Annotated in this window: 22 protein-coding genes; 12 read left to right on the forward strand and 10 right to left on the reverse strand. The window is 68.9% G+C overall.

Annotated elements, in window-relative coordinates:
• Positions 1-6: 6 nt before the first annotated feature.
• Both E6C70_RS15645 and E6C70_RS15650 read right to left on the reverse strand, forming a co-directional pair.
• The gene (locus E6C70_RS15645; RefSeq protein WP_136425441.1) at positions 7-633 is read right to left on the reverse strand and encodes a class F sortase; all 627 of its coding nucleotides are present in this window, start codon (positions 631-633) and stop codon (positions 7-9) included.
• 32 nt (positions 634-665) lie between these two features.
• Positions 666-1,496 (reverse strand): DUF4397 domain-containing protein, encoded by an 831-nt coding sequence (locus tag E6C70_RS15650; RefSeq protein WP_136425442.1) that lies wholly within the window; start codon positions 1,494-1,496, stop codon positions 666-668.
• 224 nt (positions 1,497-1,720) lie between these two features.
• Between E6C70_RS15650 and E6C70_RS15655 the strand changes: the two genes are divergently transcribed.
• Complete coding sequence (locus tag E6C70_RS15655) at positions 1,721-2,323, forward strand: fasciclin domain-containing protein (RefSeq protein ID WP_136425443.1); 603 nt, start codon at positions 1,721-1,723, stop codon at positions 2,321-2,323.
• Between the two features lie 78 nt (positions 2,324-2,401).
• Here E6C70_RS15655 and E6C70_RS15660 read toward each other — a convergent pair whose 3' ends face one another.
• From E6C70_RS15660 to aceA, 4 genes are all read right to left on the reverse strand, one after another.
• Positions 2,402-2,821, reverse strand: a complete 420-nt coding sequence (locus E6C70_RS15660) for a hypothetical protein (RefSeq protein ID WP_136425444.1) — start codon at positions 2,819-2,821, stop codon at positions 2,402-2,404.
• A complete protein-coding gene (gene recQ, locus E6C70_RS15665; RefSeq protein WP_136425445.1) occupies positions 2,818-4,806 on the reverse strand; it encodes a DNA helicase RecQ in 1,989 nt (662 codons plus the stop codon). The genes E6C70_RS15660 and recQ overlap by 4 nt, the downstream gene beginning before the upstream one ends.
• Before the next feature lie 283 nt (positions 4,807-5,089).
• A complete protein-coding gene (gene aceB, locus E6C70_RS15670) occupies positions 5,090-6,766 on the reverse strand; it encodes a malate synthase A (RefSeq protein WP_136425446.1) in 1,677 nt (558 codons plus the stop codon).
• A gap of 127 nt (positions 6,767-6,893) precedes the next feature.
• Positions 6,894-8,228, reverse strand: a complete 1,335-nt coding sequence (aceA, locus tag E6C70_RS15675) for an isocitrate lyase (RefSeq protein ID WP_407921046.1) — start codon at positions 8,226-8,228, stop codon at positions 6,894-6,896.
• Positions 8,229-8,418: 190 nt separating this feature from the next.
• Between aceA and E6C70_RS15680 the strand changes: the two genes are divergently transcribed.
• Positions 8,419-8,907, forward strand: a complete 489-nt coding sequence (locus tag E6C70_RS15680; protein WP_136425448.1) for an SRPBCC family protein — start codon at positions 8,419-8,421, stop codon at positions 8,905-8,907.
• A gap of 27 nt (positions 8,908-8,934) precedes the next feature.
• On the opposite strand, the gene E6C70_RS15685 is transcribed toward E6C70_RS15680, so the two are convergent.
• The 3 genes from E6C70_RS15685 to E6C70_RS16785 form a co-directional block, all read right to left on the reverse strand.
• Complete coding sequence (locus tag E6C70_RS15685; RefSeq protein ID WP_136425449.1) at positions 8,935-9,435, reverse strand: hypothetical protein; 501 nt, start codon at positions 9,433-9,435, stop codon at positions 8,935-8,937.
• Between the two features lie 110 nt (positions 9,436-9,545).
• Positions 9,546-11,207: an amidohydrolase gene (locus E6C70_RS15690; RefSeq protein WP_136425450.1), complete on the reverse strand. Its 1,662-nt coding sequence runs from the start codon at positions 11,205-11,207 to the stop codon at positions 9,546-9,548.
• A gap of 11 nt (positions 11,208-11,218) precedes the next feature.
• The gene (locus tag E6C70_RS16785; RefSeq protein ID WP_168770989.1) at positions 11,219-11,800 is read right to left on the reverse strand and encodes a hypothetical protein; all 582 of its coding nucleotides are present in this window, start codon (positions 11,798-11,800) and stop codon (positions 11,219-11,221) included.
• A 167-nt stretch (positions 11,801-11,967) separates the two neighbouring features.
• On the opposite strand from E6C70_RS16785, the gene E6C70_RS15700 reads away from it, so the two are divergent.
• The 9 genes from E6C70_RS15700 to E6C70_RS15740 all read left to right on the forward strand — a co-directional run bounded on the left by E6C70_RS15700 (position 11,968) and on the right by E6C70_RS15740 (position 21,109).
• Positions 11,968-13,461, forward strand: coding sequence for a helix-turn-helix transcriptional regulator (locus E6C70_RS15700; RefSeq protein ID WP_136425451.1), 1,494 nt, complete (start codon positions 11,968-11,970; stop codon positions 13,459-13,461).
• A 932-nt stretch (positions 13,462-14,393) separates the two neighbouring features.
• Positions 14,394-15,827, forward strand: coding sequence for an NAD(P)/FAD-dependent oxidoreductase (locus tag E6C70_RS15705; protein ID WP_136425452.1), 1,434 nt, complete (start codon positions 14,394-14,396; stop codon positions 15,825-15,827).
• A 51-nt stretch (positions 15,828-15,878) separates the two neighbouring features.
• Positions 15,879-16,973, forward strand: coding sequence for an ABC transporter ATP-binding protein (locus E6C70_RS15710; RefSeq protein WP_136425453.1), 1,095 nt, complete (start codon positions 15,879-15,881; stop codon positions 16,971-16,973).
• Positions 16,973-18,136: a polyamine ABC transporter substrate-binding protein gene (locus E6C70_RS15715; RefSeq protein ID WP_136425454.1), complete on the forward strand. Its 1,164-nt coding sequence runs from the start codon at positions 16,973-16,975 to the stop codon at positions 18,134-18,136. The genes E6C70_RS15710 and E6C70_RS15715 overlap by 1 nt, the downstream gene beginning before the upstream one ends.
• Positions 18,136-19,035, forward strand: coding sequence for an ABC transporter permease (locus E6C70_RS15720; RefSeq protein ID WP_136425455.1), 900 nt, complete (start codon positions 18,136-18,138; stop codon positions 19,033-19,035). The genes E6C70_RS15715 and E6C70_RS15720 overlap by 1 nt, the downstream gene beginning before the upstream one ends.
• A complete protein-coding gene (locus E6C70_RS15725) occupies positions 19,032-19,952 on the forward strand; it encodes an ABC transporter permease (protein ID WP_136425456.1) in 921 nt (306 codons plus the stop codon). The genes E6C70_RS15720 and E6C70_RS15725 overlap by 4 nt, the downstream gene beginning before the upstream one ends.
• Positions 19,949-20,287, forward strand: a complete 339-nt coding sequence (locus E6C70_RS15730) for a cupin domain-containing protein (RefSeq protein WP_136425457.1) — start codon at positions 19,949-19,951, stop codon at positions 20,285-20,287. The genes E6C70_RS15725 and E6C70_RS15730 overlap by 4 nt, the downstream gene beginning before the upstream one ends.
• Positions 20,288-20,363: 76 nt before the next feature.
• Positions 20,364-20,759 carry a TetR/AcrR family transcriptional regulator gene (locus E6C70_RS15735; protein WP_136425458.1) on the forward strand — a complete coding sequence of 132 codons (396 nt, stop codon included), beginning with the start codon at positions 20,364-20,366 and terminating at the stop codon, positions 20,757-20,759.
• Positions 20,756-21,109, forward strand: a complete 354-nt coding sequence (locus tag E6C70_RS15740) for a PH domain-containing protein (RefSeq protein WP_207670160.1) — start codon at positions 20,756-20,758, stop codon at positions 21,107-21,109. Before E6C70_RS15735 ends, E6C70_RS15740 begins: the two co-directional genes overlap by 4 nt.
• A 62-nt stretch (positions 21,110-21,171) precedes the next feature.
• On the opposite strand, the gene E6C70_RS15745 is transcribed toward E6C70_RS15740, so the two are convergent.
• A complete protein-coding gene (locus tag E6C70_RS15745; protein ID WP_235833590.1) occupies positions 21,172-22,665 on the reverse strand; it encodes a PucR family transcriptional regulator in 1,494 nt (497 codons plus the stop codon).
• 223 nt (positions 22,666-22,888) lie between these two features.
• On the opposite strand from E6C70_RS15745, the gene E6C70_RS15750 reads away from it, so the two are divergent.
• The gene (locus E6C70_RS15750; protein ID WP_136425461.1) at positions 22,889-24,373 is read left to right on the forward strand and encodes a CoA-acylating methylmalonate-semialdehyde dehydrogenase; all 1,485 of its coding nucleotides are present in this window, start codon (positions 22,889-22,891) and stop codon (positions 24,371-24,373) included.
• Positions 24,374-24,388: the final 15 nt, after the last annotated feature.

The following is a 24,388-nucleotide window of genomic DNA, read 5'->3' on the forward strand; positions in this document are numbered from 1 at the left end:
GCCCCCTCATCCTTCGGGCAGCGCCGTCACGACGACGTTGTCGAGGTAGGTGCGGCGGGTGTAATCGAACTCTCCTCCGCAGGTGACGATGGTCAGGCGAGGCTGGCCCGTCCGGTCGAAGACCTGACCCCACGGCACGTCGGGCTTGGTCACCATGCCCTCGTTCTGCACGACGTACCGGTTGTCCTTGCCGTCGGCTGTCGTGACGATGATCTCGGTACCCGCCGTCGCCTGCGGCAGCTTGGCCAGCGGCCCGATGTCGTAGTACAGCGAGTCGACGTGAGCCGCGATCACCGTCGCGCCGGCGGCGCTGGCCGGCCACGAGCCGTACTGGTACCACCCGGCGTTGGCCGGATCGGGCGGTAGCTCCATCGACCCAGTGCTGGTCAGGCCGACGGGGGCGACCGTCATGTCCACGCCCAGCGACTCGATGCGGAATCGCACGGGTGCGACGGCGATCGGCACCTGCTGGTCGAGCCCGGTGCCGCGGATCGGGACCTGCACCGCCGCGGTCGGTTGGGGTTTGGGGGTCGCGACGGCCGTGAACAGGGTCGCGCCCTTCACGACGCTGGCGGTGGTCGAGCAACCGACCATCCCGCCGCACACGGCGAGTGCCGCGACGAGGATTCCCACCCTCCTCGTCGCGGCACGCACGGTGACGCCCGTCAGCGTCGCGCCTGAGCGCGGCGACGCACCGCGAAGACGGTGAGGGCGGCAGCAGACAGCAGGGCTATGACGGAGGCACCCACCCAGAGCCCTGCTGAGTCGAACGGCTTGTTGGTGGCGACCAGACCCGCTGAGCCGGCGGGGATGCTGCCGGGATCGGAGTTCAGTCCGGGGATCGTCTGGATGGCGAGCGCCAGGGTCTTGTCGGTCAGGCTGCCCCAGGCGTAGACGATGGTGTTGACGCCGTCGGCGACGTTGACGTCCGCCGGACCGATCACGGGGTCGGTGGTGCCCGTCGCGGCGACCGAGGCGGACACGACGCCGGCGGGAAGGTTGAGCACCTTCTCGTTCGGGTTGGTCAGGCCGGTGATGACCGGAGAGCCGCCCGCGAGCACGTCGACGGCCGGAGCGGCGGCGACGTGACGGACCGTCAGCCGGCCCTGACCGGCGGGTAGGACGGAGATGTCATTGGTGAACAGGTTCGCCGTCGGCTTACCGTCCGCGCCGAGATTGGCGACGGCCGTGTAGTCCTTGCCGGCCTCGAGGGTGAGGTCGATCGGTCCGATGATGGGGGCCGAGGCGTCGGTCGCGTCGCTCTTGGTGATGGCGACGGTGTACTTGCCCGCCGCGAGGTCGAGGGGACCCGCCATCGAACCGGGGGTGAAGTCGTCGATAGTGAGCTTGTCGTTCACGTACACGTCGACGGTCACACCCGGAACGGCGTGGAAGACGGAGAGCTGAGCGTCTCCGTCGGCAGCGTGGGCGGGAAGGGCTCCCGCCAAGGCGATGAGGGCTCCAGCGGCGATGCCGGCGACCAGTGTTTTGCGCATGCGGACCTCCATGTCCTGCCCGAAGGCGAATTGGTCTTACACACCCTCTTCCGGCCGAAGGCGGCCTTCGGATGCACCCGATGCGGAAATCTGTCGAATCCCTTTTCGCGGCCGGAATGAGGCCCGCATCCGCACTGGTGCCGCGTCCCGGTGGGGCATAGACTCCCGTCCGGGAGGCACCCGTTTGGGGCACATCTGTGCCGATAACCGAAGGAGTGCATTCCATGAAGAAGAAGATCCTCGCCGTCACCGCAGCGGCTGCCGCTCTGGTGCTCCTGGGCACCGCAGCACCGGCCAACGCGAACGGATGGACGCCGCCCGCGCCGGCCGGAACGATCGTCGACGTCGCCGTCGCGGCATCCGGAGGCGGAACGCCGGATGACAACCCGTACGACTACGACATCCTCATCCAGGCGCTGACTGCGACGGGGCTGGCTCCCGTGCTGGCCGACACCTCCCGCAAGTTCACTGTGTTCGCGCCCAACGACCGCGCGTTCGAGCGTCTGGTCACCGACCTGACCGGCACCGCGCCGACGAGCGAGGCCGCTGCGCTGACGACCATCACGACGGCGCTCACCGTCGACCAGATCAAGAACGTGCTGCTGTACCACGTGGTGCCCGACCGCAAGCTGGGGCCCCTGCAGGTGCTGTTCGCCGGATCCATCACCATGGCGAACGGCGGAGTCATCAAGCCGCGACTGATCACCCTGCGTGACGAGAACACCAGCCTGCAGGATCCGAAGCTCGTGCTCTCGGCGATCAACATCCAGGCGACGAACGGCGTCATCCACACCATCGACCGGGTGCTGGTGCCGGCCACACTCTGACGCACCCGCTCGGGAGCAGCGGCGTTTCGCGGGGGTCGATTCACCCGCGAACGCCGCTCGCGTCTCGCGCGGCACTGGTCAGGGGCCGGCGGGCGGGTCTTCGGCGAGTCCGCGGAAGTAGCGCACCACGTCGGGTCGGAACAGCAGGAGCACCACCAAAAGGGCGATCAGCAGCCCGGGCAGGACGTTGCCGACTGACGACGGGGCGAGCACGATCAGCAGGATCGAGGCGACGACGGAGAGCGACTCGATCACGATCGTGACGACGCGTGCCACCGGGTTGCCGCGCAGCAGGCCGACGCCCACCACGATGATCGCGACGCCGACGATGATGGCGCCGATGCCGAGCGTCACCTCGAACGCGGATGGTGCCGCGCTGATCATCCCGGCCGCGAGGACGAGACCGCCGACGAGGAGGTCCAAGGCGGCCGCCACGAACGCGAGCACCGCGATGACGACGACGGAGGCCGGTCGATGCACGCCGAGTGCGCCCGTCACGCGGACGCCTCGGCAGCCACCACGGCCAGAAGGGCCTCCCCGTAGGCATCCAGTTTCTTGGCCCCGATTCCGGAGATGCCGTCGAGGTCTCCTACGGATGCCGGTCGCGCCGCGGCGACGGCGCGCAGGGTGGCGTCACCGAACACGATGTAGGCGGGGACGCCCTGCTGTTTCGCCTCGGCCGCGCGCCAGACCCGCAATCGTTCGAACAGGCCGTGGTCTCCGGGCGCGAGGTCGCCGGCGACGGCCGCGCGCCGGGACGATCGCGAGGGCGCACGGTCTGGTTCGGTTCGGAGCATCACCGCCCGCTCGCCCGCGAGTACCCGAGCGGAGGCATCCGTCAACGCCAGCGTCCCGTACTCGCCGGCGGCCGCCAGCACGCCCTGGGCGAGGAGTTGGCGCACAATGCCACGCCACTGCTGGTCGGAGAGATCGGCGCCGATTCCCCACGTCGACAGGCGCTCATGGCCCCACTGCTCGGTGCGCGCCGTCGTCTTGCCGCGCAGGATGTCGATGGTCTGGCCGGCCCCGAACGACTGTCCGCGCTCGCGCTTGAGCCGGACGACGGTCGACAGGAGCTTCTGAGCCGGCACGGTGCCGTCCCAGGATTCCGGCGGAGTGAGGCAGGTGTCGCAGTTGCCGCACGCGCTGCTCTGCTGGCCGAAGTAGCCCAGTAGGTCCACGCGCCTGCAGCCGACCGTCTCGCAGAGCGCGAGCATGGCGTCGAGGTGCGCGGTCTGACGCCGACGATGCGCCAGGTCGCCGGGCGATCGCTCGATGAGCCCGCGCTGCTGCACGACATCCTGCAGTCCATAGGCCAGCCACGCCGTGGAGGGCTCGCCGTCGCGGCCCGCCCGACCGGTCTCCTGGTAGTAGCCCTCCACCGACTTGGGCAGGTCGACGTGAGCGACGAAGCGCACGTCGGGCTTGTCGATGCCCATCCCGAACGCGATCGTTGCCACGATGACCACGCCGTCCTCGCGCAGGAAGCGCGATTGCGTGCGGGCGCGCTGAGCAGCATCGAGGCCGGCGTGGTACGGCTCCGCATCGACGCCGTTCTGACGCAGGAACTCGGCCGTCTTCTCCGTCGTCGCGCGCGAGAGCGCGTAGACGATGCCGGCGTCGCCCGCGTGCTCTGCGCGGATGAAGTCGAGCAGCTGACGACGGGGGTCGTTCTTCGCGACGATGCGGTACTGGACGTTGGGCCGGTCGAAGCTCGACACGAAGTGCCGGGCGTCGGCGAGGTGCAGGCGCTCGGTGATCTCCCGATGCGTCACCTCGGTCGCGGTAGCTGTGAGGGCGATACGCGGCACATCGGGCCAGCGCTCGGCCAGTTCGCCGAGAGCGAGGTAGTCGGGCCGGAAGTCGTGACCCCACTGGCTCACGCAATGGGCCTCGTCGATCGCGAACAACGCGATGGTGCCTCGCTCGAGGAACCGTTTGGCCTGCTCGGAACTCAGGCGCTCGGGGGCGATGTAGAGCAGGTCCAGTTCGCCGGCGACATAAGCGCGTTCGACGGATGCTCGCTCCGCGGGGCTCTGGGTCGAGTTGAGGTAGGCGGCGCGCACACCGACGGCCTCGAGGGCGTCGACCTGGTCGTGCATCAGGGCGATCAGCGGAGAGACGACCACGCCGGTGCCCTCGCGCAGCAGCGCGGGGATCTGGTAGCACAGGCTCTTGCCCCCGCCGGTCGGCATGAGCACGAGGGCGTCTCCGCCATCCGACACCTGCCGGATGATGGCGGCCTGCTCGCCACGGAAGCGGTCGTAGCCGAACACGGTGTGCAGGGCTTCTGCGGCATCGGAGAATCGTGCGGGCGCCGCACGCGGCGTCACCGCCGCCACCGAAGGGGTCGAAGGGACGGAGATGCCCGAACCGGCCGCCGACTCGAGCTCCGCGTCGCTCGGCGGAATCCACTCGTCCTCGGGCGGCGCCCAGTCGTCCTGGGGCGGCTCGCCCCACTCGGCTTCGGCGTTCCAACTCACCCGGTGATTCTACGGGCGGTCGCCGACGTCGGAGGCGGTTGTGCACAGCCGCGACACTCGGAGCCGCTGCTTGAGTAGCGCGCGACGAAGGAGCCCGAGGGTCTCGATACGCGGAGCCGCTACGCGTCTGCGCTACTCGACCGGCAGTTGGCCCTGCTGGTTGAGTAGCGCGCGACGAAGGAGCACGCGTATCGAAACCCGTGCCTCGCCCGTGCGAGGGTCTCGATACGCGAAGCCGCTGGCGCGTCTGCGCTACTCGACCAGCAGAACCGCTGCGCGTCTCTCAGAGGAAGCGGGCGTAGGCCGGGATGGTGAGGAAGGTCGGGAACTCCGGCTCGAGGCTCACCTGACGGAAGACCGTCACGGCATCCGCGAATCGATCTCCGTCGAAGCGATCCAGGTCGGCGTAGACATCCTCCACGAGCGACTCCACCCACTCCCGGTCGATGCGGCGACCCTCAGCCGTGACGGTGTTGTCATTCACCCACTGCCACACCTGCGACCGGGAGATCTCAGCCGTCGCAGCATCCTCCATGAGGTTGTCGATGGCCGCCGCCCCGACGCCACGCAGCCACGATTCGATGTAACGGATGCCGATGCGCACATTGTCGCGGACGCCGCCCTCGGTGACCTGGCCGCCGATGGAGGGGATGTCGAGCAGTTGCGCCGCCGTGACCGTCACGTCCTCGCGCAGCCGCGCCAGCTGGTGGGGCTGCTCGCCGAGCACCGCGTCGAACTCCGCGCGGGCCGTCGGGATGAGGTCGGGATGCGCCACCCAGGTGCCGTCGAAGCCGTCGCCAGCCTCCCGCCGCTTGTCTGCGGTCACCTTCTCGAGCGCCTGAGCAGTCACCTCCGGATCGCGACGGTTGGGGATGAACGCGCTCATGCCGCCGATGGCATATGCCCCGCGTTGGTGGCAGGTGGAGACGAGCAGCTCCGTGTACGCGCGCATGAACGGCACCGTCATCGTGATAGAGGCCCGGTCGGGGAATACCCAACGACGTCCACGCGAGCGGAACGTTTTGACGATCGAGAAGATGTAGTCCCACCGGCCGGCGTTCAGTCCTGCACAATGATCGCGCAGTTCGTAGAGGATCTCCTCCATCTCGAACGCCGCCTGGATGGTCTCGATCAGCACGGTCGCGCGGACGGTCCCCTGCGGAATGGAGAGGGCGTTCTGCGCGTACTGGAAGATGTCGTTCCACAGGCGCGCCTCGCGATGGCTCTCCAGCTTGGGAAGGTAGAAGTACGGCCCCAGGCCCAGCTCGATGAGGCGGTGCGCGTTGTGGAAGAAGTACAGCCCGAAGTCGACCAGCGCCCCGGATGCGCTCATCGAGCGGCCGGCACGGTCGTGGAAACGGATGTGCTTCTCGGTCAGGTGCCAGCCGCGCGGACGCATGACGATGGTGGGCGTCTCGGCCGGCCCACCGTGCGCGAGCCCCATCCGGCCCTCGACGGAGTACTCACGACCGTCCGGGTTGGTGAACGAGAGCTGACCCCTCAGAGCATCGAAGAGCGTGATCTGCCCCTCGATGACGTTGGCCCAGGTGGGGCTCGTGGCATCCTCCTGGTCGGCCAACCACACCTTCGCGCCGCTGTTCAACGCGTTGATGGCCATCTTGCGGTCGGTGGGTCCGGTGATCTCGACCCGACGGTCCTCCAGACCAGGGCCGGCGCCGGCAACCCGCCAGCTGCGGTCGCGGCGGACGGCATCCGTCTCGGGAAGGAACTTCGGGTCGCGTCCGTTGGCCGAGTGCACGCGGGTCTGCATCCGCGCGGCCAGCAGGTCGTGACGGATGCCGGCGAACCGGTCGTGCAGTGCGGCGAGGAACGCCAGGGCCTCGGGGGTGAGGATCTCGTCGTAGCGCTCTCCGAGGGGGGCGGTGACCTCGATCCACGGCTTGGTCGTGCTGAAGCTGCCGGTGGTCGTCGGTTCGGTGTCGATGGTCGTGATGTTCATGGTCGTCTCTCTCGTATCGGCTGCCGTTTGAAGGCAAGAGCCCCTCCGCGTGAAGGCATCTGTCGCAAGCGCCCCGGAGATCCAGGAGTGACGCGACGGCAATGCCTTCACACGGCGGGGAGGGGGTCTAGAACTGGTGTTCCTCGGTCGATCCGACGAGGGCGAGGGTGGCGCTGGCGGGGTTGAGCGCCGTGGCGATGCGGTCGAAGTAGCCGGTGCCGACCTCCTGCTGGTGGCGGGTGGCGGTGTAGCCGTTCTTCTCGGAGGCGAACTCCGCCTCCTGCAGCTCGACGTATGCGCTCATGTGGCGATCGTTGTAGCCGCGGGCGAGCTCGAACATGGAGTGATTGAGGGCATGGAAGCCGGCGAGGGTGATGAACTGGAAGGCGTAGCCCATCGATGCGAGCTCCCGCTGGAACTTCGCGATCGTCTCGTCGTCGAGGTGCCGCTTCCAGTTGAACGACGGCGAGCAGTTGTAGCTGAGCTTCTTGCCCGGGAACTTCCCGTGCACCGCCTCGGCGAACCGACGCGCGAGGTCGAGGTCGGGCTCGGCCGACTCCACCCACAGCAGGTCGGCGTACTCGGCGTAGGCCAGTCCGCGGGCGATGACCGGCTCGATGCCGTTCTGCACCTCGTAGAAGCCCTCGGCCGTGCGCTCGCCGGTGAGGAAGCGCTGGTCGCGCTCGTCGTGGTCGCTCGTCAGCAGGGTGGCCGCGAGCGAGTCGGTGCGGGCGATGATGATGGTCGGCACGTCGGAGACGTCGGCTGCAAGACGCGCAGCGTTGAGCGTGCGGATGTGCTGTCCCGTCGGGACGAGCACCTTGCCGCCCATGTGCCCGCACTTCTTCTCGCTCGCGAGCTGGTCCTCCCAGTGCACGCCGGCGGCTCCGGCCTCGATCATGCCCTGCATGAGTTCGTAGGCGTTGAGCGGACCGCCGAAGCCGGCCTCGGCATCGGCGACGATCGGCGCCATCCAGTCCCCGTGCGGTGCTCCGGCAGCATCGATCTGACCGGCGCGCAGCAGGGCGTTGTTGATGCGGCGCACGACGGCCGGAACCGAGTTGGCCGGGTACAGCGACTGGTCGGGGTAGGTCTGCCCCGAGAGGTTGGCGTCGGCGGCGACCTGCCATCCGCTCAGGTAGATGGCTTCGAGACCGGCGCGCACCTGCTGGACGGCCTGGTTTCCGGTGAGGGCACCGAGCGCCGCCACCCACTGCGGGTCCTCGTCCGGCGCGAACGCGGTGCCCTCGGTGCGCTGGATGAGCTGCCACAGCTTCTCCGATCCGCGTCGCGCGAGGGTGCGCTCCTCGCGGACCGGCCCGCGCAGCTCGACCACGTCGGCGGCGCTGTAGTCGCGACGGACGCCATCCCAGCGCGGGTCGGCGCTCCACTCGAGTTCGAGTTCCACTGCGGTCTGGGTCTGGTCGCCGCTGCGGTGCGGGGCGGGGCTGGTGGTGCTCATCATGTCCTCCATCGGAACGGGTCGGTGTCTTCAACGATGGATGCCGTCGCGGCGGCCGGTCCGGGAATAGCGAGGAGAAATAGCCGTCTTCTTCCGCGCAGCGCAAGAATCACCTCCGCACGGCAGGGGAGTCGTTCTCGGTGCTCGCCCCGATACCCCCGTACGGGGGTGGCGCCTACCGTCGAGGATCATGCCCAGAGTCATCGTCGTTCGCGCAACGCGCGTCGTCCCCGCTCCCCCGCCGATCGTCTGGTCGCTCATCGCCGACCAGCGCCTCGACGCGCTGTGGCGAGAGGGCGTCCTGGCCATGAGTCAGGACACCGAGTCGACCGTGCGCCCTGGCACGCGCACGGTCGAGGAGTTCACGATGCTCGGTCAGCGCATGCTGAACGAGGCCGTGATCGGCGAGGTCGACGAGGGTGTCCGCTTCACCTGGCGAACCACGTTCGGAACGGATGCCGACGGCGAGCGCCGCCTCGATGCCGTGCCGGATGGCCGCACCCTCGTCAGCATCACCACCACGTCGCGGCCGGGCACCGCGATCGAGCGCGCGCTCTCGCCGCTCATCGGCCCCGCGTTGCGTCGTTCGCTCGAGCGGAGCCTCGAGCGCTTCGAGTACCTCGTCGAGACGCGGACGGAGTTCCGGTCGAGCAGCGACGGGACGGCGTCAGCGCGCTGAGGCTCGCGGAGACGACGCGGGCGTCGCTCAGGCGCAGGTCGTCTGGAGGGAGACCATGGCGTCGGACAGCGTCTTCAGGTGGTCGCCGAGTTCGCTCGCCTTGGACGGGTCCTTCGACACGGCCTGGATGAAATCGAAGTAGTCGTGGACCGACGCGGCAGCGGCCTTCGCCGGGCCGGCGACCTCGGTATTCGTCACCTGAGCGGCTCCCGCGTCCATGTCGCCCTGCAACTGCTGGAACGTGGCCGCGGCCTTGGCAGGGTCGGCCTTGAGCTCCGCCTGCTTGGCCGGATCGTTGAGCGCTGCGAACCCCGACTGGGCGTTCTTCATGATGTCGCAGGCCTCGACCTTCGTCTGGTCGCCGGAGGCGGCCGCGGTGGTCGTCGGCGTCGCCGTTGCGGAGGCTGTGGCGCTCGTCGAGTGCGTGCTCGCCGCGTCGGAGGAACTCGGCGATGCGGAGCATCCGGCCAGGACCAGCGTCAGTGCTGCTCCAGCGACAGCGCCCACCATGACAGACCTGATTCTCACGACATCCCCCTCGTACGTCCCGCCCGCGAGTGCGACCTGCCGGACGGAACGACCTTAGCGGAACGCGATGACGCCGAAGGTGCGGACATCGGAAGGGATGGCGGCGGCGTTCAGGATTCCGCGCGTTCGAAGACGCACTCGCCGTCGATCCAGGTGCTGAGGACGCGCGTGTCGGCGATGCGGTCGGTCGGCCCGGCGAACGGGTCGCGGTCGAGGACGACCAGATCGGCCGCGAGTCCGACGGCGAGCGACCCCGTCATGTGCTCACGGTGGTTCACGTAGGCGCTGCCCGCGGTGTACGCGCTCAGAGCCGTCGCCAGGTCGAGTTTCTGGGCGGCGCTGCCGAGGGGCTCGGCGTCCGAGCCCGGGCCGACGCGATTGACGGCGACGTGCGCCGCAGCGAGCGGGTCGGCCGAGGAGACCGGCCAGTCGCTGCCCGCGACCAGTCGCACGCCGGCGCGCTGGAGGTCTCCGAAGGAATAGTGCCGCTCGACCAGGCGCGGCTCGAGGAACGGGATGGTCAGCTCGTCGAGCTGGGCCTCGTGGCACGCCCACAGGGCCTGCAGGTTCGCTGCGGCTCCGAGCTCGGCGAACCGTTCGACATCTGTCTCCGCCACGACCTGGAGGTGGGCGAGGTGGTGGCGTCCGTCGGTGACGCCGTTCGCGTCGCGCGCGGCCTGCAGAGCATCGAGGGCCTCGCGCACGGCCCGGTCGCCGAGCGCGTGGAAGTGCACCTGCATGCCGGCCGCATCGATGCGCGTGACGGCATCAGCGAGCACGGCCGGGTCGATGAACGACAGCCCGCTGTTGTCGGTGGGATGCCCGTGTCCGTCCAGGTAGGGCGCGGTCATCGCCGCCGTGAAGTTCTCGGCCACCCCGTCGACCATGATCTTCACCGTGTCGGCCCGCAGCCGCTCGGGGGCTCCGATGACGGCGATCGCGTCGCGGCGACGGAGCATGTCGTCGAGCTGCTCGACGCCGCGGTCGCGTTCCCACCACAGAGCGGCCACTACGCGTGCCCGCAGGTCGCCGTTCTCGAGAGCCCGCCGGTAGACATCCAGGGAGTCGGCGAGTCCGGACTGGGCGCCGACCCAGGCGTCCTGCCAACTCGTCACCCCCAGGGCGAACAGCTCCTCCTGCGCGCGCAGCAACCCCCGATAGGCGAGTTCGTCGTCCAGTGGCGGAGCGAGGCACTCGACGAGATTCGTCGCGCCCTCGTGGAGCGTTCCGCTGGGGGATCCGTCCGCGGCGCGCTCGATGCGTCCGTCGACGGGGTCCGGGGTGTGGGCGCTCAGCCCGGCGAGCTCGATGGCGCGGGAGTTGACCCACGCTCCGTGATGGTCGCGATTGCTGAGGAGCACGGGCCGATCGCTCACCACGGCGTCGAGGGCGGCTGCGGTCGGGGTGCCTCCGTCGAAGAACTCCATCGACCATCCGGCGCCCTGGATCCATTCGGCCTCGGGATGCGCGGCCGCGTACTCGCCGATGATGCCCAGGCAGTCCGCGGCATCCGTCGCAGGGGTGAGGTCGCATTGCAGCAGCTCGACACCGGCGAACAGCGGATGCGCGTGAGCATCTTGGAATCCGGGAAGGATGAGGCGGCCGGACGCCTCCACGACGCGCGTTCCGGCGCCGACCAGTTCGCCGATCTCTTCGGCCGTGCCGATCGCGAGGATGAGCCCGTCGCTCACTGCCACGTCGGCGCGGCGCGGGGCCTCCTCGCCTGCGGTGAAGACGGATGCTCCGACGAAGACGAGGTCGGCGATGGGCATGTGGCTCCTTCTCAGCCGCCGCAGACGTTTTGGAGCGCGTCCATCTGGTTGCCGAAGTCGACCACCTGATCGCTGAGGGCGGTGGGATCGATCGAGCTGGGGTCCGTCGCATAGGACTTGATGGACCCGAAGTAGGTCACGGCCGACTTCGCGACCGCATCCGCTGCCGGCTTCACCTCGGAGTTGGACACCTGCCCGGCCGCCGTGCCGAACTGCTGCGAAAGCGTGTCGAGCGCCGACACCGCCGCAGCCGGGTCGTCGCCGAGTGCGTCCGAGCCGGAGTCGTTCAGATCGGATGCCCGGGTTACGACGTCGTTCATGATGCCGCAGGCGTCGGCCTTACTCTGACCACCGCCGCCGCCCGTGCCCGGCTGCGCGCCTGGCTGGGCACCCGGCGTCGCGCCGGGGGTCGCGCCCGCGGTGGCGCCGGGCGTCGGCGTCGGAGCGGTCGTCTTCTTCGGCGTCGCCGTCGAGGTCGGCCGCGACGTGGACAGGTGGCTCGTGGAGCTGCCGGGGGTGCCGGTGCAGCCGGTGAGCAGCAGGGCGGCGAGCGCAGCGACCGCGATAGCGGTCTGCCTGAACGGTGCCTTCATCGGTCTCCCCCGAACGTACGCCCGCGGATGGCGCGGGCGTACAGCAGAGGCTAACCGACGGCCGACCAGGACTCCACCCCTTCGAGTGACATCATCCCCGGGGTGCCGTGAGAATAATCCCGGTTCTTCTGTTTGACCCTGCCCGGTCGTCGTGTCAGTCTCGGTTCATGATCACCGCCGATCGACCCGCTCCGGCATCCGCCACCCCCGACCTCGACAGCGAGGGCGGGGCGCTGGACGCGCTGACGCTCGGACGTCGCATCCGGGAGCAGCGCATCCGACAGGGGCTGACCCTCGAGCAGCTCGCGTCGGCCGTCGACCGAGCTCCGTCGCAGGTCTCGATGATCGAGAACGGCAAGCGCGAGCCGCGCCTGTCGATGCTGCGTTCCATCGCCCTCGCGCTCGGGACGACCGTCGACGACCTGCTGCGCACGGATGCGCCGAACGAGCGGGCCGGGCTCGAGATAGCGGTGGAGCGCGCACAGCGCGGCCCGGTGTTCGAGGCCCTCGGACTGCCGACGATCCGCGTCAGTAAGGGGCAGAGCGACGACACGTTGCGGGCGATCCTGGGGCTGCACTCCGAGATCGAACGGCTGCACCGCGAGCGTGCGGCCACTCCCGAGGAGGCCCGTCGGGCGAATTCGCAGCTGCGTGCCGAGATGCGCGGGCGCGACAACTACTTCGCCGAACTCGAGCAGGCCGCATCCGCCCTGCTGCAGGCCGTCGGCCACGCCGGCGGCCCCGTCTCCCAGCAGACCGTGAGCGACATGGCGAGCCACCTCGGCTACTCGCTGCACTACGTGCACGACCTGCCGCACTCGACCCGTTCGGTGACCGACAAGCGCAACGGACGCATCTACCTCCCCGTACATCAGTCCGCATCGCGCGACTCTCGCTCACCCATCCTGCAGGCGTTCGCGAGCCACGTGCTCGGTCACGACGAGCCCGGAAACTACGCCGACTTTCTGCGTCAGCGCGTGGAGACCAACTACCTGACCGCGGCGATCCTGCTGCCCGAGAAGGATGCCGTCAAGCTGCTGACCGAGGCCAAGAACCTGCGGCGCATCTCGATGGAGGACCTGCGCGATGCGTTCGCGGTGTCGTACGAGACCGCGGCCCACCGCTTCACCAACCTCGCCACGGCACGCTTGGCCATCCCGGTGCATTTCATGAAGGTGCACGAGTCGGGCACCATCATCAAGGCATACGAGAACGACGCCGTGCGGTTTCCCAGCGACCCCGGTGGAGCCATCGAGGGGACGACGGTGTGCCGCAACTGGACGGCCCGCACGGTGTTCGACGTCGAGGACCGCTTCAGCCCGTGGTACCAGTACACCGACACGACGAGCGGAACGTTCTGGTGCACGTCGCGCATCGAGAAGGCCAAGGAGGGCGACTACTCCGTGAGCGTGGGAGTGCCGTTCGCCCACGTCAAGTGGTTCCGCGGGCGCGAGACCGCGCACCGTGCGGTCTCGCGCTGCCCCGACGAGTCCTGCTGCCGGCGAGCGCCGGGAGGTCTCGAAGAGAAGTGGGCTGACCAGTCGTGGCCGGCTGCGCGCACGCCGACGAGCCTGCTGGCGGCACTGCCCACCGGATCCTTCCCGGGCGTCGACCCGACCGAGGTGTACCAGTTCCTGGAGTCGCACGCGCCGCGGGCGTGATCGCCGCCGGTCGAGTAGCGCAGACGCGAAGCGGCTCCGCGTATCGAGACCTTCGCAGGTGCGACCGGCGGGTTTCGATACGCGTGCTCCTTCGTCGCTCGCTACTCGACCAGCGGGCGCTGCCGGTCGAGTAGCGCAGACTCGCCAGCGGCTTCGCGTATCGAGACCCTCGCACGTGCGGGTGACGGGTTTCGATACGTGCTCCTTCGTCGCTCGCTACTCAACCAGCGGTACTGCCGGTCGAGTAGCGCAGACGCGAAGCGGCTCCGCGTATCGAGGCCCTCGCACGTGCGAGTGACCGGTTTCGATACGCGTGCTCCTTCGTCGCGCGCTACTCAACCAGCGCTTCTGCTGGTCGAGTAGCGCAGACGCGAAGCGGCTCCGCGTATCGAGACCTTCGCAGGTGCGACCGGCGGGTTTCGATACGCGTGCTCCTTCGTCGCTCGCTACTCGACCAGCGGGCGCTGCCGGTCGAGTAGCGCAGACTCGCCAGCGGCTTCGCGTATCGAGACCCTCGCACGTGCGGGTGACGGGTTTCGATACGTGCTCCTTCGTCGCTCGCTACTCAACCAGCGGTACTGCCGGTCGAGTAGCGCAGACGCGAAGCGGCTCCGCGTATCGAGGCCCTCGCACGTGCGAGTGACCGGTTTCGATACGCGTGCTCCTTCGTCGCGCGCTACTCAACCAGCGCTTCTGCTGGTCGAGTAGCGCAGACGCGAAGCGGCTCCGCGTATCGAGACCTTCGCAGGTGCGACCGGCGGGTTTCGATACGCGTGCTCCTTCGTCGCTCGCTACTCGACCAGCGCGGACTCAGCGCGCCGGCCGGACGATCTGACCGGAAACGGTGCTTTGCCGCACGGATTCGACACATCCCCGACACATGCGATTGGCACAATGGCTACACTCGCCCCGACCGAGAGAGCGTGATAGCCGTGCACACCACCGTCTTCGAGCGAGTCCGCCCGCGCACATCGGTGGTCGACAACGCGCTGGCCGGCACCAGACGATCCGTCTTCTGGATCGAGGATGCCGCTGCCGCACGCGTGCAGCATCCGACCCTCTCCGGCGACCTCGTCGCCGACCTCGTCGTCGTCGGCGGCGGCTACTCGGGCCTGTGGACCGCCCTGCTCGCCAAGCGCGAGAACCCGGACGCGCGCGTCGTGCTGCTCGAGGCGAAGACCATCGGCTGGGCCGCATCCGGTCGCAACGGCGGATTCTGCGAGGCCAGCCTCACCCACGGCGAGGAGAACGGCCGCAGCAGGTTCGCCGACGAGTACGACCAGCTCGAGCGCCTCGGCCTGGCGAACCTCGACGCGATCGAGTCGATCATCGCCGAACTCGGCATCGACGCCGAGTTCGAGCGCAACGGGGCCATCGACCTCGCCACCGAGCCCCATCAGGTCGACTGGCTGCGCGAGTCGGCCGGCGGCGAGCACGCACTCTTCCTCGATGAGACCGCCGTGCGGGCCCAGGTGAACTCTCCCACCTACCTCGCCGGGGTGTGGAACACCCGCACCTCCGCGCTCGTGCATCCGGCGAAGCTGGCCGTCGGCCTCGCGAAGGCCGCAGCGGATGCCGGTGTCGAGATCTTCGAGAACACGCCGGTCCGGGGTCTCGACAGCGCCGGCCTGTCGGTCGAACAGGGAACGGATGTGCGCACCGATCACGGCACCATCCGAGCCCGTCGCACGGCCCTCGCGACCAACGTGTTCCCGACCCTGCTCAAGCGCAACACCCTGCAGACCGTGCCGGTCTACGACTACGTGCTCATGACCGAGCCGCTCAGGGACGACCAGCTCGCGTCGATCGGCTGGGGAGGCCGACAGGGCCTCGGCGACGCGTCCAACCAGTTCCACTACTACCGCCTCAGCCGCGACAACCGCATCCTGTTCGGCGGCTACGACGCCATCTACCACTACGGCGGCCGCATCCGGGAGCAGTACGAGGACCGCCCAGCGACCTTCCGTCGCCTGGCCGAGCACTTCTTCACGACGTTCCCGCAGCTGGAGGGCGTGCGATTCAGCCACCGCTGGGCAGGCGCCATCGACACCTGCAGCCGATTCTGCGCTTTCTTCGGCGCGGCGCGCGGGGGTCGCATCGCCTACGCGACCGGCTACACCGGACTCGGCGTGGCCAGCACCCACTTCGGCGCCCAAGTGATGCTCGACCTGCTCGCCAGCCGCGAGACCGAGCGCACCAGTCTCGAGATGGTACGCTCGCGCCCCCTGCCGTTCCCACCGGAACCACTCGCCTCTCTGGGCATCAACGCGACCCGTTGGTCCCTCAACCGCGCCGACCACAACGAGGGCAAGCGCAACCTGCTTCTGAAGGGTCTCGACGCCGTCGGACTCGGCTTCGACTCCTGACCCAGGACACCTCTGCGGAGCAACGTCGCTCCCCCACCGAAAGGAACCCAGGTGAGCAACACGTCCCCCACCCGTCCCGAAGCGGACGGGTCCGTCTCTCTGGTCGGCATCACCAAGACCTTCGGCAACGCCACAGCGGTCGACCACATCGACCTCGAGGTGCGGTCGGGAGAGTTCATCTCGCTGCTCGGGCCGTCGGGATGCGGGAAGACCACCCTGCTGCGCATGATCGCCGGTTTCGAGCAACCCGATGAGGGCGACATCCTGGTCGGCGGGGCATCCGTCGTCGACCTGCCTCCGCACCGGCGTCCGGTCAACACGGTGTTCCAGTCCTATGCGCTCTTCCCGCACATGACCGTTGCCGAGAACGTCGCGTACGGCCTGCGCCAACGGAGGGTTCCGAAGGACGAGATCGCGCGGCGCGTGCAGGACTCGCTCGCACTCGCGCAGATGGTGGACTTCGCCGACCGCAAGCCGACCACGCTCTCCGGCGGCCAGCAGCAGCGCGTGGCGCTCGCCCGCGCCCTCGTCAATCGCCCCAAGGTGCTGTTGCTCGACGAGCCGATGAGCGCGCTGGACCGCAAGCTCCGCGAGGAGATGCAGATCGAGCTCAAGCTGCTGCAGAGGGAGCTCGGCATCACGTTCATCTTCGTCACCCACGACCAGGCCGAGGCGCTCTCGATGAGCGATCGCGTCGTCGTGATGGAGAAGGGCGCCGTGCAGCAGCTCGGCACCACCGAGGAGGTCTACCGCGACCCCGCCAACGCGTTCGTGGCCGGCTTCATCGGCAAGCAGAACTTCATCGACGCGACGGTGTCGTCCCCGGATGCGCTCACCACCGCCGACGGCAGCATCCCGCTGCACCGACTTCCGCAGGGCGTCACCTCCGGCTCGAGCGTGCGTGCCGCCGTTCGCGCCGAGGTCGTGCAGGTCAGTGCGCAGCGACCGAACGGGCCGGCGCTGCAGGGAACGCTGGCCGGCATCTCGTTCCTCGGTGACTCCATCCAGTACGTCGTGCTCACCGCATCCGGCCTCGAGCTCATCGCGCGGGTCTCGCCCGACCGCGCCGAGCACCTCTCGACCGGTGACACCGTCTGGTGCAGCTGGGACGCGAGCGAGTTGCGCGTCTTCGAGGCGGCGGCCTGATGGTCGAGCGACCCGACATCCGCGCTCTCGTTCCGCGCGCCAGCGCTGCCCGGCTGTCGCGGCGGGCGTTCCTCTCCGGGCTCGTCGTCATCGGCGGAACGAGCGTGCTCGCGGCCTGCGCCAAGAGCACGGGCTTCGCGCCATCCGCCCTGCCCGATGGCCGGGTCGAAGGCAAACTCAACGTCTACAGCTGGGGCGACTACGACGACCCGTCCAACATCCGTTCGTTCCAGAAGAGCGGCACGAGCGTGCAGTTCGACAGCTTCGGCTCGAACGAGGAGCTCATCGCCAAGCTCGGGGCCACGCGGGGCACGAGCGGCTACGACATCATCGTGCCGACCGGCAGCTACATCCCGATGATGGCCAAGAACGGCCTGCTCGAGCCGCTCGATCACCGGTACCTCAAGAACATGGGCAACATCGACCCGCTCTATCTCGACCAGAGCTGGGACCCCGGCAACAAGTACACGGTGTGCAAGGACTGGGGCACCACGGGCTTCGTCTACGACACGCGCGCGATCAAGCGAGACCTGCTCACCTGGGGCGACTTCCTCGACGCCGCCACCACTGAGGCGTCGAAGAACGTCGCGCTGCTCGAGGACCCGTGGGAGGTGGCCTGCACGTTCTTCGCCGCCAACGGCATCGACCCCAACACGACGAAGAAGGCCGACCTCGAGGCGGCCAACGAGTACCTCGTCAACACCCTCGCGCCGCACGTCAAGGCGTTCAACTCGGTCGCCGTCACGAGCGGAATTCCCGAAGAGACCTTCACCCTCATGCAGGCGTTCAACGGCGACGTTCGTCAGGGCCTGTTGGCGACCGACAAACCGGATGCGTGGAAGTTCGTCTACCCCACCCCCACCGCGAACCTGTGGATGGACAACTGGGCGATAGCCCGCGGCGCGCAGAACATGGACGCCGCCTACCAGTTCATCGACTACATCCTCAAGCCCGAGGTCTCGTTCCGCGAGGTCGACTACATCGGCTACAGCACGGGCATCAAGGACCTGGCCGCGATGGCGAAGAAGCACGACTTCAGCTACCCCGAGCTGGTCTTCCCCGACGCGGAGGTGATCCAGCGGCTCACGCCGGCCGAGGTCAACTCCTCGGCCGGAGAGCTCGTGGCGATCCTCAACCGCATGATGGCGAAGGCAGGTTCCTGATGGCCCGGCGAAAGGTCAACGGCTACGCGGCGATCGGATTTCCGACCTGGGCGTACGTGGTGTTCTTCTTCATCGTCCCGCTGGCCCTCGTGCTGTGGTACTCGTTCGGGTACAAGCCCGACCTGTTCACGGCGCACGCCAACGACATCCTGAGCTTCGATCGCTACGCCGAGGCACTGGACGCCACGTTCGTCGGCACGTTCTGGAACACGCTGCGCATCGGGGTCATCGGCACCCTGCTCTGCCTCATCATCGCGCTGCCGTTCGCCTACTGGCTGGCCGTGAAGATGAACCCGAAGTGGCGGCCGCTCGCGCTCGCCCTCGTGCTGGTGCCGTTCTGGACGAACTTCCTGGTGCGCACGCTCGGTTGGCAGATCGTGCTCTCGCCGCGCGGATTCCTCTCGGACGCGCTGCAGAACCTCGGCATCATCCACGGCCGGCTCGACATCCTCTACACCCAGAGCGCCGTGCAGCTCGGCGTGGTCTACAACTACCTGCCCCTGATGATCCTCCCGCTGTACGTGGCCATTGACAGGGCCGGGCGGCCGTTGCGCGAGGCGAGTGCCGACCTCGGCGCCAACCGCTGGAAGACGCTGTTCACCGTGACCCTTCCGCTCGCCGTTCCGGGCATCGCGTCGGGGTGCCTGCTGGTGTTCATCCCGCTCATGGGCGACTACATCACCGCATCCGTCCTCGGCGGAGCCCAAGGCAACATGATCGGCCAGCTCGTGGCGAGCCAGTTCAACACGGCTCAGAACTGGGCGCTGGGGTCGGCCATGGCGGTGCTGCTGATGGTGTTCACCGCGGCGGCCGTGATCGTCTTCGGGGCGGCCGGGCTCATCATCCGTTCTCTCGTGCGCCGATCACGTCGCGTCCAACTGCAAGGGGGTGCGGCATGACCGCCGCCGTCGAGGGGATCGCTTCGGCGATCGTGCTGGAGGAGGCGGACATCCCGCAGCCGCGCCGTCGTCGACGTCGGGATGGCACGGGCGTCGCGCTGACCGTGTGGGGCGTGCTCGTGTTCGCCTTCCTGTTCCTGCCGATCATCGTGATGTTCGTCTACTCCTTCAACACCGGCCGCCTGCTGGCGTCGTGGAAGGGCTTCGGCTTCACCGCCTACACATCCGCCGCGCAGAATCCGATCATCGTGAGCTCCGTCATCACGTCGCTGAGCGCAGCCCTCGGTGCGGCGATCGTCTCCACGATCCTGGGCACCCTGGGTGGCATCGCGCTGGCACGCTCGCGCGCCACCTCGACGAGCGTCATCATCGCGACCGCCATCCTGACCATCACCCTGTTCACGCCGGAGATCGTGGATGCCGTGTCGATGCTGCCGTGGTTCGTGAGCCTCGGAACGGACTGGGGCCTGGGCGTGTTCAACAACGGCCTGGTGCGACTGGTGGTCGCGCACGCCGTGCTCTCGGTCGCGGTCGTCACCTTCATCGTGCGGGCACGGATGCAGGGGCTGGACGCCTCTCTGGAGGAGGCCGCCGCCGACCTGTACGCCACCCCCTGGAGGCGGTTCACGCAGATCACGCTGCCGGTCGCGAGCCCGGCGATCTGGGCGGGCGCGCTCATGTCGTTCACGCTGAGTCTCGACAACACCATCGTCTCGAGCTTCGTGCAGGTGCCGGGCTCGACGCCGTGGCCGGTGTACATCTTCGCGTCGCTGCGCGTGGGGCTGCGGCCCGAGATCGCCGCGGTGTCGACGGTGATGTTCCTGCTCACGCTCGTGGCGCTGGCCGTCGTGGCGTTCGTGCTGCGGCGCGGCGACCAGAGCGCCGATGACATCGCCAAGACCCTGGCGGCCGGATGATCGAGCACGTCCGTGCGGCCGCTCTCGACCTCGACCCCGAGCCGGTCGCGGTCGGCCAGATCGTCGACGGCACTCCGACGACGGCTGTCTCGGAGCTGGGCACCTACGGGAGCCTCGACGTGGGCGTCTGGGAGATGACCGCCGGCGCGATGAGCGACACCGAGGCCGACGAGCTGTTCGTCGTGATCGCCGGGTCGGCGGAGGTGGAGTACGTGGACAGCGGTGTGCGGGCTACCTACGGCGTCGGCGATGTCGTGCAGCTGCACGCCGGTCAGCGCACGATCTGGCGTGTGGCCGACCGCATCCGCAAGGTCTATCTCGCGCCGGCGCCCTGACCGCCGCCCTCCCCGCTCTGGCGATAGTTGAACGATCGTTCTTGACTGAACGTTCATCTATTCGTAGAGTGGATATATGGGACGCAACCGCACATTCGACGAGGACGAGGTCGTCGAGCGGTGCGCGGAGGTCTTCCGGCGCACCGGATACGAGGGCAGCTCGATCGACGACCTCGTCGCAGCGACCGGATTGCACCGCGGAAGCCTCTACTCGGCGTTCGGGAGCAAGCGTGGCCTGTTCGTCCTCGCCCTCCGCCGGTCAGCCGCATCCGGCGCACTGACCGACGCGACGACCGACCTCGTCCTCGTCGCCCTCATGGAACTCGCATGGCGTGACCCCGAGATCCGTTCGATCGCGTTCGGCATCCTCGACGACTCGCCGGGCGACACCGCCACGACGCTCGGCCGCCGCCTCGTCGATCGCGCGGTCGAGACCCCCGACCACTCCGACACTCGAAAGGAAACATCATGAACACCGTGACCATCACCGACTCCGCCCTGATCGTGGAGCCCCAAGGACTCGACAAGCTGTGGTCGTTCACCCGGAAGCTCGAGATCCCCCTCGACCACGTGCGCGGCGCGACGCTCGACTCCGGCGCCGACAGCGAGCCGAAGGGCCTGCGCGCGCCCGGTCTGAACGTGCCCGGAAAGTGGTCGGGCACCTTCACGAAGGACGGCGACCGCTCATTCTGGAACGTCAGCGCTCCCGGCGAGACCGTCGTGGTCGAGCTGAGCGACGAGCACTACGCCCGCCTGTTCCTCACTGTCGACCAGCCGCGCAGCGTCGTCGACGCGGTCAACCTCGCCCTGCAGCAGCACTGAGCACCGGGGCGCCTCGGCGGCGCTGGGCACGGGGGCCCTCGGCTGCGCTGGCACCGACGTCATCAGCCGCGACGTGCGAGCAGCGCCGCGTGCAGGGCGCTGACCGTCTCGCCGTCATCGAGGTCGACGTCGAGCAGGTCCTCGATCAGCGCGATTCGCTGGTAGAACACCGATCGCGACAGGTGACCGGCGGATGCCGCCTTCGTGCGGTTGCCCGGAAAGCTCACGTAGGCGCGGAGCACCTCGAGCAGGTCGCCGCCGTGATCGAGGTCGTACTCGATGAGCGGTCGCAGCATCCGTTCGCTGTGCGCCTGCAACCGCGGATCATCCGCGAACGCCGTGACCAGCCGGAGGAGCGGACGACGCTGGACGCGCAGCACGCGGACGCCCGAGCCGCGCTCGGACGTCGTCGATCGCAGCAGTTCCCCCGCCTCCTGGATCGACCCCAGCAGTCCCGCGACGTCCTGCGCGACCGCTCCGAGCGCCACGACCGCCTCGGGGACGCCCGCCGCGAGGCCGCGTGCCGCCCGGTCGACGACGGCATCCGTCAGCAGGGTCGACGCCGGGAGGGAGATCGCCGCTATCGTGACGCCGGCCGAAGAGGCCGCGACGATGGCCGGCCCGCCGAGCTCGGAAGCGAAGGCACGCAGCCGGGCGGGGAGATCGGTAGTCGCCGACGCCACCGCGACGCCGATCAGGCCGCGACCGGCGATGGGCAGGCCGGCCGCCTCGAATCGCGCGGTGACGGCAGCCGATGAGGCGAACCGCGCACCGAGCAGGTCGCCGAGCAGCTGCTCCTGTCCGCGGCGCGTCCACTCGTCGGCGTCCCCGTCGGCGAGGCGCCCGATCGCGAGCGCAACGGCCGCCTGCTGCATCACCTGCTCCCGTCCGGCGGTGTGCGGTTCGCCGGGGAGTGCGATGAGGTAGCCCCAGCGCAGTCCGCGCGCCTCGACGGGCACCACCAACCAGTCTGCCTGCGGCGAGCGCGATGTGCTCTCCCACCCGACCAGCACCTCGTCACCCGCGTCGAGTGTCTCGACCGCGACCACGCGATGCGAGAGGTCCTCGAGCACGACGGGCGCGCGGAGCACCTTGGCGAGCTGCGACACGATGTAGTCGGGCGTGCTGCCCCGAAGGCTCAGGCCGATGAACAGGTCGTGCAGCCGGTCGCGCACCCGGAGCGCCTCGGTCTGCTCGTGGATGATGCGGCCGTGCACCGCCTCCGTGACCGCGACGAACTTGACGACACGGTGCAGCACGATCAGCGGGATGCCGCGGAACCGGCACGCCGCCACGAGGGTGGGTGGCGCCGTGACGAATCGCGCGCCGAGCTCGAGCACGAGACCGGCGATGGGGACGGATGCCAGGCGCCCCACGAAGGCGGCGAGCGTGTCGGGGTCGTCCGCCCATCCGGCGCCCGTCGAGAGCAGCAGCTCGCCGCCGTCGAGCAGGTCGGGTGCGCCCATGCTGTCGCTCACGTGCACCCAGCGGACGGGCCGGTCCAGGCTCTCGACGGCCGTGAGCACCTCCGGCCGCCCCTGCACCATGACGGGCATTCGCAGCACGTCGCGGACCGTCGGAAGGACACCGGGCCGGTGGGCGACATCTTCCGGACGATCTGTATCGGTCGAGGGGGAACCGCGACGTTCCGACATCCGTTTCACCGGCCTTGCTTTGCAACCATGGGGGAAGAGTTCACACGCCCGTGTCGATCAGATCGTTCGACGAGCGCTTCGAGGATACCTCGCGCGCTGCGTGATGGCCGAGTCAGGAGAGAGCATGGCGCTCGTACAGCACGTCATCAACGGTCGGAGCGTGGGGGACGACCAGCGCACGGGCCCCGTGTACAACCCGGCCACCGGCGAGCGCACGCACGAGGTGAGCTTCGCCTCCGTCGCCGACGTCGAGGCGGCCATCGCGGCGGCGAAGGCGGCCCTGCCCGGGTGGCGTGCCACGAGCCTCATCAAGCGTGCCGACGTGTTCTTCCGGCTGCGCCACCTGCTGCGGGAGCGCACGCCCGAGCTCGCCGCCATCGTCACGAGCGAGCACGGCAAGGTGCTCTCCGACGCGGCCGGCGAGATCTCGCGCGGCCTCGAGAACGTCGAGTTCGCATCGGGGCTGACCCACCTGCTCAAGGGCGAGCGCAGCGAGCAGGTCTCGACCGGCGTCGATGTGCACTCCGTCAAGCAGCCCGTCGGCGTCGTCGGAGCCATCACTCCGTTCAACTTCCCCGTCATGGTTCCGCTCTGGATGGTCGCGAGTGCCATCGCGTGCGGCAACACCGTCGTACTGAAGCCGAGCGAGAAGGACCCGTCGACATCCGTCTTCCTCGCCCGGCTGTTCCAGGAGGCTGGCCTGCCCGACGGCGTGCTCAACGTCGTGCACGGCGACAAGGTGGCCGTCGACGCCATCCTCGACAGCCCCGACGTGGCGGCGGTCTCCTTCGTCGGGTCGACCCCGATCGCCCGGTCGATCTACCAGCGCGCGAGCGCGGCGGGCAAGCGCGTTCAGGCTCTCGGAGGAGCGAAGAACCACATGGTGGTGATGCCAGACGCCGACGTCCCGTCCGCCGCGGACGCCGCCGTCTCAGCGGCCTACGGCTCGGCGGGTGAGCGCTGCATGGCCGTCTCGGTGCTCGTCGCCGTCGGAGACATCGCCGACGACCTCGTCGAGGCCATCCGTTCCCGCATGGAGAAGCTCGTCATCGGCGACGGAACGGATGCGGCCAGCGAGATGGGGCCGCTGATCACCCGCGAGCACCGCGACAAGGTCGCCTCGTACGTCACGGGCGCGACGGACGAGGGCGCGACGGTCGTCGTCGACGGCACCCTGAAGGAGTTCGACGGCGACGGATTCTTCGTGGGCGTGAGCCTGCTCGACCACGTCACCCCGGCGATGAAGGCCTATCAGGACGAGATCTTCGGCCCCGTCCTCTCCGTCGTCCGCGTCGAGACGTACGACGAGGCGGTCGCCCTCGTCAACGGCAATCGCTACGGCAACGGCGTGGCCATCTTCACGCGCGACGGCGGCACCGCCCGCCAGTTCGAGTTCGACATCGAGGTGGGAATGGTCGGCGTCAACGTGCCCATCCCCGTTCCCGTCGGCGTGTACTCGTTCGGCGGCTGGAAGGACTCCCTGTTCGGCGACTCGCACATCTACGGCCCCGAGTCGGTGCACTTCTACACGCGCAGCAAGGTCGTCACCACCCGGTGGCCCGACCCGAGCGAGTCGCAGGTCAACCTCGGCTTCCCGAGCAACCACTAGAGACCGGAGGACGCC

The organism is Orlajensenia flava, assembly GCF_004801905.1.
In the GTDB taxonomy this organism is placed as follows: Bacteria; Actinomycetota; Actinomycetes; order Actinomycetales; family Microbacteriaceae; genus Orlajensenia; species Orlajensenia flava.